2 protein-coding genes and 1 pseudogene are annotated in these 8717 nt (G+C 59.8%); all 3 read right to left on the reverse strand.

Annotated elements, in window-relative coordinates; translation table 11 throughout:
- Positions 1 to 334, reverse strand: a pseudogene (locus tag PMI40_RS23400) (hypothetical protein); the annotation flags it as partial.
- Positions 335 to 939: 605 nt separating this feature from the next.
- Positions 940 to 1464 carry a DUF2247 family protein gene (locus PMI40_RS23405; protein ID WP_081496485.1) on the reverse strand — a complete coding sequence of 175 codons (525 nt, stop codon included), beginning with the start codon at positions 1462 to 1464 and terminating at the stop codon, positions 940 to 942.
- Positions 1461 to 8714, reverse strand: a complete 7254-nt coding sequence (locus tag PMI40_RS22995; RefSeq protein ID WP_051001839.1) for a hemagglutinin repeat-containing protein — start codon at positions 8712 to 8714, stop codon at positions 1461 to 1463. The genes PMI40_RS23405 and PMI40_RS22995 overlap by 4 nt, the downstream gene beginning before the upstream one ends.
- Between the last annotated feature and the right edge of the window lie 3 nt (positions 8715 to 8717).

The raw sequence follows: 8717 nt of genomic DNA on the forward strand, positions 1-8717 counted from the left end.
GGCTACGGTTCTCGATCTCGCTCACCGTCAGCGTACCGGTGGTCAGGCTGTTCTTGCCATCCTCCATGGCCTTGTCCGTGCTGGCGATCTTGCCGCCCTTGAGGTCGGTGTTGCCCTTGACGTTGACCTTGACCTGGAAGCTGCCGTCGCCGGCATTGATTCCCGATTGCTCGCCCACGCTGGCATAGTTTGCATCGACCTTGCTCTGGCTGGCGCTGACGCTGCCCGAGAAACCCCGGCCCCGTCCAACCGAGACGCTGCCAACCAGACTTTGCTGCTGGCTTTTGTAGTAACTGGTGTCCTGCAGGCTACCTATTCTTCCTATCGTAGAGCCACGCAAAGAAAGAACATGGCAAAAAAACAACTCCGGAAAATTTCACCCATTTATAAATTCTCTCAGCGGAAGGAAAATCATAAGTATTAGAACCACCAATCCAAGCAAGAAATGGCCAAAAAATAATTTCAAAAAAAATACCTGCTCCGATTATTAAAAAAAGAAAAAATATGCAGAAATAAAAAATCTCATAAATTGATGAAGACCCTGTCTAATTGAATAAGACATGACAGGCCAAAGCGCAGAGCAGACCATCGCCTTTCTGGACCAAGACGTACGCACCGGCAAGGACAGTAGAAACGTGCTCAATAGGAACTGGAACGGAGACGAGCTGCGTCGGGATGTATCGCATGACTGATGCATCAGAAAGCATGGGACATGGTGTTGCAGGACTAGCCCAGAGTTTGCCGTCAATAACACTGACCTTTTCATCCTTAACATTTGATACTGAATCTCGGCGTTCATAACACACGCCGCAGTATTGAAGGCAAAGCATCAATTTGATGTCTGATGTGATCGGCTACGCCTTGAATCACAACGTGCTTTCTAGCTTTGCAAGTTCAGAGAATTTCCTTAGTAAATTCCAGTCCCAGCGCAGATCACTCTTACAAATACGGCCTTGAAATTTTGTTAATGTTCTGTTTGGCTACTTCCAAATACTGCTTCCATTCTTTAAACAATCGCATTGTATTAGCTTGATAACTATGCTGATCGGAATGATAGTCATCAGAGGTCGGCATATACCGCACGAACTTTTCGATCTCATGAGGATAGTCAAATTCAGCGTAAATTTTTTCGACCTCACCTAACGGATCGCATAGCTGATCTTTATTTTCAAATATCCATGCCAATATCAAAAAAAGCCACTTTTTGGTTACGGATGATGGTAGTTCGTCGACTTCAGCAGTGGCAAGCTGCTCAAGTAACTCCAAAATTCGCCATTCGGCGCTTTTGCCTGTAGACGATAGTTCAAATTGTCGTTCGCTAGAGTCCAAACTCAAATTTTCCTGAGCTAACTTGACGATATGATCGGGGCCAATAAATTTATGTTGGTACGCCCACAGAGCTTCTCTCCACGAAAGGGAGGTCTGCTGTTGAATGAACGATAATGGGATTGGGGTTAAATTCATTTCACGACGCCTGTGATACGTTGATTTGGAGCTCCAGTGATCTTACCTCCTTCAATGAAGCGCTGATGAGTAACTTTTCCTGTAACGTCATAGATGTATTCGTAAATCCCGTTTTTACCATTAAAGGCGCCAGGTGTTTGCAACAAGATACGGTCGATACCGTCACCACCTCTTATGGAAAATACCTGCCCAGATTCGAGCTGTTCTTTAGAAAGAAAACTAGCCGCGCGATGTGATGGATCCTCTTTAAGTCCGCTTCCAATACGTTCGGCATCAAGGATCTGCTCAGCGCGTCCCTTATTATCGGATTCGCCTATAGAAGCATAGACGCTAGCAGGAACTGCAATAGGTGGAGCCACCACACAGACCCCAGTAGGCAAGCACAACGGAATGGATGGCGTAATCACAGCTCCCGCAGTTCCAGTCGGTCCACCCGAATCAGAGCCATCTAGCGGGAGATCAGGCGGCAAGGAATTGGGTCCTCTCCTTATGATGGTCAACGCAATTTTTGCCGCATCATCACCATTCTTCGCCAGCGAGTTTGCTATCCATTTGCCGAAATCAGAAGCCTTGTCACTTGCCGAGTAATCAAAGAGTCCTTGCTGCTGCGCGATAATCCCACGTTCGGTCGCCAGGCCCGGGGTGTTGCCCCAGTCCGCCATTGATTTATAGTAATCAAACTCAGCACTTTCGGTCGCATATTCAGCCCAGCATTTCGTCGCCGCACAAGCGGCGGCTGTTAATCTCTCTTCTTTTTTCGTATCTCCATCTGCCAATTTCTTAATGCGGTCTTTCTCGGTATGTGTAAGCTGCCGATTGCTCAACTCGACGTTGAACCCGTTGGCTGCTCCCGCTGTTCCGCCGACTACCGCACCCATACCAGCTGCGGCGGCCAATTCCACCACGCTTTGCACTTCCGTCGACAATCCCATTTGCTTGATCTCGTTAGCCAACGTAGGCATAAATTGCGCGCTAGCAGCGGCGCCTAACGCTCCTTCAAGACCACCTCCCAATGCGCCAATAGCGGTATGGATCGCCACCCGATAAATGCCGCCTTCGTCCCAGTCCTTTGCTTCGGTGGAGAGCTTGGCGGCGAGTGCGGTGTCACCCCTTCGTTCTGCGTCGTCTGCCGCCTTTTTGAGTTCGTCCCGTTTGGCGCCAGCGATATCTCCAACCATCTTCGCCGCCCGCTGCCCAAACGCCTGCGTGATCTTCGCCTGCGCCTCGACCTCGTCACGTAGTTCGTCGCCGTTCCAGTTCTTGTTCAGGGTGTTGCTGCTGTCCTTGCCGGTGCGTACATCCTGGTCCAGCAGGGCGATGGTCTGCTCTGCACTCTGTCCGGTCTTGTCTTGCTGGGCTTGCGCATCGGTGATCGTCACTGCGCCGCCCGATACTCCGCTTCTCGTGGTGCTGCGCTCGTCGCCAGAGGTGCTGCCGATACCGATTCCGCCGCCAGGTTTCCCTTGTGAGGGATTAGCCCAGTTGCCGCCCCCGGCGCTTGCGCTTTGACTTTCTGCCTGGTACTGGCTACGGTTCTCGATCTCGCTTACCGTCAGCGTGCCAGTCGTCAGGCTATTCTTGCCGTCCTCCATTGCCTTGTCGGTACTGGCGATCTTGCCGCCCTTGAGGTCGGTGTTGCCCTTGACGTTGACCTGGAAGCCGCCGTCGCCGGCATTGATTCCCGATTGCTCGCCCACGCTGGCATAGTTTGCATCGACCTTGCTCTGGCTGGCGCTGACGCTGCCCGAGAAGCCCGCACCCACCGTCATGCTGCCGCCGATGCTTTGATCCTGGCTCTTGAAGGTGCTGGTGTCCTGCACGCTCTCGATGTTCAGGTTGCGACCGATATCGGCCTTGACTTGATCGGCGGCCACCGTGGCGCCGACCAGGTTCGCATCACGCCCGGCGTCAAGGCTCACCTGGCCGCCGGCCTTCAGGTGCGTGAGTGTGTTGGCCACGTCGCGGCCATCGCTGTTGCCTCGGCTGCCTGCGGCATTGGCCGTGATGCCGAGCGACGCGCCGCCTTGTCCGAACTGGATGGCCAGACCCACACCATATGACGACGACGATCGGTTGCTATGCTGTTCATCGACATTCTGTGCGGCCAGCAGGTTGATGTCGTTGTCGGCCTTGAGCGCCAGGTTGCCGCCGGCCGTTACGTCACTGCCCTGGATGGTGATATTGCTGTTGGTGCTAGCGCCAGTGGCCCGAATGCTGGTGTTACCGCCCGAGGCCACCGTAGAACCCTTCTGCAGCAGGCTGTTCTGCTCGGTCGTGCTGGCGTTCTCGCTGCCGCCGGCGGTGATGCTCAAACCGAAACCGGCTGACTTGGGATCGGCTGCAGCGCTTTGAGCGCCTTGGGCTGCGTCGTAGAGCGACCTGCCTGCGGTGGCCGCCGCCAATGCCTTCATGCGGCCATCCTTGGTCTTGCCCGCAGCCTCACCCATCTGCTGCACCGTCTGCAATGCGGAAATGATCGGGCTGGTCACCGCCAGCGTGACCCCGCTCTGCTTGAATTTATCTTCCGTGACGGTCTTGCTGGCTTCGGCAGCGGCGATGATCCTGACGGTCTTGGCGACGATGTCGATATCGCCGGCGGGGGCAAGCACATTGCTACCGATCTGGTTATAGAGATTACCCGCCACCAACGCCACATTCCCATCAGTCGCCCCCACCGTCGACCCGCTGGCCGTCGTGGCATTGCGCGTGAAGTCGGTGCTCTGCATCTTGCTGCCGACCGTCACGCCAAGGCCGCCGCCGCTGAAGACGCCGGAGGTGATTTCCTTGCGGTAGTGCGATTCGCTGCTGGTGTTGGTGGCCGCGGCGATGTCGAGGTTGTTGCCGGCCGTGACCTGCGTGCCCTTGGTCGACACCACATCGCTGCCGATGATGCTGGCGTCGCGACCCGCCGCCAGGACCGTGGTATTGCCCGAGAAGGTGCTGCCGATCTGGTTGCTGTAGCTGCTGGCGTCGTCGGTCCTGGTGCTGGAGGCGCTGAGGATGCTGCTGCTGCTGTGCTGATGCTGGTCCCGCGCACTGGCAGATTCGTTGGCCGTGCTTAACGTAATGTCGCGACCAGCGGCGGCAGTCAGCGCCGCTTCGGCCACCACCTGCGTGCCCTTGGCGACCAGGTCCTGGCCGGCGCTGATGGTGATGTTGTTGCCGGTGACCTGGGTGGCGACATCCTGGCTGGCGCTGAGCGTGGCGCGGTTCACGCCGGCCTCGCCGGTGCCGTGGGCGCCGTTGGCCTGGTCGACCAAATTGGGGCCGGTGAGCCTGCTGACCCAGTTCGAGCCGCCGCTGTCGGTGGCCCAGTTGATTTCCTGGCGGTAGTTCTGGTTGACCGTGCCCAGCTTGACGTCGCGCCCGGCCGACAGGCTGGCGTCGCCGGTGGCAGCGATGACGGCGGCATTGGCGGTCAGGTCGCGACCGGCGGCGAGGGCGAGGTTGCCGCCGGTGATGCTGGCCACCTGGTTGATATTGGTGCCACTGGTGACGGCGTTGGCGGTATCAACGCTGGTGCTGTTGGTGTTGATGTCGCGACCGGCCAGCAGCGTCACGCTACTGCTGCCATCGATGGCACCACCCAGGTTGTTGATGTCGGTCGCCGCTACCAGCGCCGTGTCGGCGCCGGAGATCCGTCCACCCAGGTTCTGGACATTGTTGCCGACCAGCGAGACGCCCTGGCGCGCCGCGATCGTGCCGCCGCTGTTGACGATGTCCTGTGCCGTCTGGAACGCCACGTTGTTGCCGGCGATCAGTGTGCCCTGGCCGGTCACCTCGACGCTGTCTGCGCGCAGGTAGACCTGCGGCACCAGCACCTCCTGCGTGCTGCCGTCGCTCAAGGTGACGGTCTGCTTGACCATCCACACCATGTCGGAAGTGAGCTGCGCGATCTGGGCGTCGGTCAGCGCGATGCCGACCGTGTAGTTCGATGCCTGGCCCTGTTGCACCCCGGCTGTCATCAGCGCCACGTACTGCGCTTCATTGCTGGTGTAGCCGGCGAGGTAGCGTTGCCCGATGGCCTGCTGGATCTGCTGCTGCACCACCTGCTGTTCGTAGAAGCCGTCGCCGAGCCGCTTGATGGTGCTGTCCGGTGTGCTCGGCAACTGCATGAGCATGAAGTCGGACGACTGCCAGGTGCGATAGCTCGTGAACTGCGGGTCGGTCTGGATCAGCGTGCGACTGCCCGGCATGGGGTTGGTGCGATACAGCGCATTGTTGGGCAGGATCAGGCTCAGGTTGGCGGTGCGGATAGTCATCGCCGTGGCCGCTTGGCCCGATGCGCCCGGGACGGCCGAGTTCACCGCCTTGACCGTGTTGTCGCGACTGGGCCCAGCGCCGTTGGTGGGCGTGATGTCGAGCTGGAAGTTGGTCACGATGGTTTGCGACTGGTACGCAGCATCGTCGTAGCGGCGGTCGTCGGCGCTGAACGCGTGGCTCTTGATATAGGTGTAGCTGGCCGAGCCGGTCGAGGTCACCGACTGCACGCCCAGTGGGCCGATGTTATTGATCGCGGTGCCGTTGACGGCGTCGCCGGCCACCGTGCCGCCGGCAATGATCTGGCTGGCCAGGTTGTTGACCGTGCCTGCGGCCAGCGTCATGTTGCCGCCGGCGGTGATCATGCCCGGGTCGCTTTTGGTGACCACCGTGCGCGTGATCTGTTCGGTGCCGTCGTAGATGGTCCACTCGCGCACCGAGCGGCTTTGTACGTTGCTGTTGAAGGCGCTGATCTTTTCGTCCAGCACCAGCAAGGCTGCCTTGTAGGCGTCGTACTTCGGTTTCCAGTCGGCGTAGGCGGCTTGCCACGCAGCCTGGACGCTGGCGTCTACCGGAACCGAATAGCAGGATTCGTAGCAGACCTCGCCCGGCCGGGGTTCGGCGCCCGGTCCTGCGCCCGGATCCGGCGGTGGCGTCACACCCATCACCGACCAGATCCGGTCGGTGGCGCTGTAGTTGATGATTTCGGGATAGTAGGTAATACCGGCTTCGCTGCCCGCACTACCGCTCTCCCATGCCGGGACATAAGCCGGCGCAATGGCGTTGTCGCCGGATTTGACGCCGCGCGAATAGTCGAAGGGTGGGCCATAGCGTTCGACCGGGTAGGCGCTGGAGGGCAGGACCAGCCGGAAGTTGTCTTCATCGCCCATGGCCCGCCAGTTGGTGGCCGCCACGGTCTGGCCCGAACCCATATTGACCAGGTAGGCGCTGTTGCCATCGATCATGTTGGGCGAGCCGTTGAGTCGATAGGTAACGATGCGATTGCCCGGCCCCACCTGATCGGTCGTCTCCAGATGCGCATTGGTGTTGTTGATGGTGCTGGCAGCTATCGTGAGGTTGCCGTCGGCATTGATGGTGGCGCTGCTGTTGTTGATCTCGCGCGCCATGCCGGTGGCCCTTTTTGCCGCATCCAGCGCGCCGCCGATGGCCATGTCGCCCACCGAGTAGAGCAGCGCGTGCTCGCTGTTGTTGATCACGCCGGCGCCGATATCGAGGCGATTGCGGGCAGCGATCACGGCCGCGGTGGTGGTGCCGTCGACGGTCTCGGCGAGGTTGTTGAGCACGTCGGCGCCGATGGCCACGTTGTCGCCATAGATACGCCCGGTGCCGATATTGTTGACGGTGCTGCTTTCGATGATGGTGTTGGTGCCGTCGATCAAGCCGCGGTTGATGAAGGTGTGAACGTCGGTGGCCTTGAGCTTGAGCGTATCGGCCAGCAGCGAGCCGGCTGCCTGGTTGTCGATGGTGGCGGCGGTCAGCGCCAGCGTGGCGCCGGCAGCCACCGTGCCGGCATTGGTAAATGTGCCGGCAGTGGTGACGGTGGCGTCGCCGGTGGCCGCGATCTGGCCACGGTTGAGGATCGAGTCGACCAGGTCGATATTGAGGTCTTTCTGGCTCAGCACGCGGCCGGTGCCGGTCAATGCGCGCGCGACGATATCGACCTGGCGGGCGGCGATGATGGTGCCGTCCGTATTGTCCACCGCCAGCGTACGTGCGGCTTGCGTGTCACGCAGAGCCAGCAGCCCCGATGAAGACAACAGGCCCGCCGTATTGTCGATGCTGCCGTGCGACTCGACCGTCAACGACGTATCGGTACGGATCGCCCCCAGGCGGTTCGAGAGACCACGGGCATTGATCGCCACGGCTGCGCCTTCGATGCCCTGGTCGGTGCCCTGCGTATTGTCATTGCGCAGCGTGCCACTCTCTATCGTGACGGTGCCGTCGGAGCGAAGCAGGCCGCTACCGTTGTCCACACTCCCGGCGACGGCATTGATGCTCAACGCATCCTTGGCTTGCATTTTTCCGCCGGTATTGACGAGTGTGGCCGCGTTCACTGCCGCCTTCGCCATGGAGCCGATCACGCCTGCGCCGTTATCGACCGTTGCCGCCGTGAGCAGCATGTCACCGCCGCTACCCAGGTACCCCCCGCGGTTGACGATGGCGCCAGCCGTTGCATTCAACGTGCCTTGCGAGATGATGCCCTGTGTGCTGCCCGAATTGGTGTTCGATACGGTCTGGCCGTGGGCGTCGATGGCGATGCTGCCGATGGCCTGCAGCAGCCCGGCATCGTTGTTGAGCTCGCCGCTCGAGATGGACAAAGCGTTCTGTGCCACGATGCGACCGCCGGCATTGTTGAGCGCCCGGCCGTCGCTATCGATGGCAATGTCGTTGGCGCTTATCGCACCGCTACTGTTGTCGATGCCACCTGCGTTCAACGCGATGCCCTGGGCGGCTTCGATGCCGCCACGATTGACGACGGGCCCGGTCGCAGTGACGCCGACCGATGCTTGTATCGAGTTCAGCTTGCCGCGATTGTCGAGCGCGCCGGCAATCAGTGTCGTCGCGCCGTTGGCGCCGATAGTGCCGGTGTTGGCGACGGCATCGCCCGCCTGCACCGAGAGTGCCTGGTTGGCGCTCAAGGTGCCGCTGTTGTCCAGGCGCCCGGCCACGGTGACGACTGCGCTCGCCTGCGTCGAGTTCAGAGTGCCGCGATTGTCGAGCGTGCCGGCAACCAGTGTTGTCGTGCCGTTGGCGCCGATATCGCCGGTATTGACGACTGCCCCGCCGGCTTGCACCGAGAGGCCCTGGTTGGCGCTCAAGGTGCCGCCGTTTTCCAGGCGTCCGTTCACGGTGACTGCCGTACCTGCTTGTGTCGAATGCAGAGTGCCGCGATTGTCGAGCGAGCCGGCGGTCAGTGTGGTCGTGCCGTTGGCGCCGATATTGCCGGTATTGGTGGCCGCTCCGCCCACCTG

The organism is Herbaspirillum sp. YR522 (assembly GCF_000282575.1).
Taxonomy (GTDB): Bacteria; Pseudomonadota; Gammaproteobacteria; order Burkholderiales; family Burkholderiaceae_D; genus Herbaspirillum.

Excerpts from the sequence above, each read along its gene's own strand:
- PMI40_RS23405 (WP_081496485.1), bottom strand. The coding sequence starts at position 1,464 with ATGAATTTAACCCCAATCCCATTATCGTTCATTCAACAGCAGACCTCC.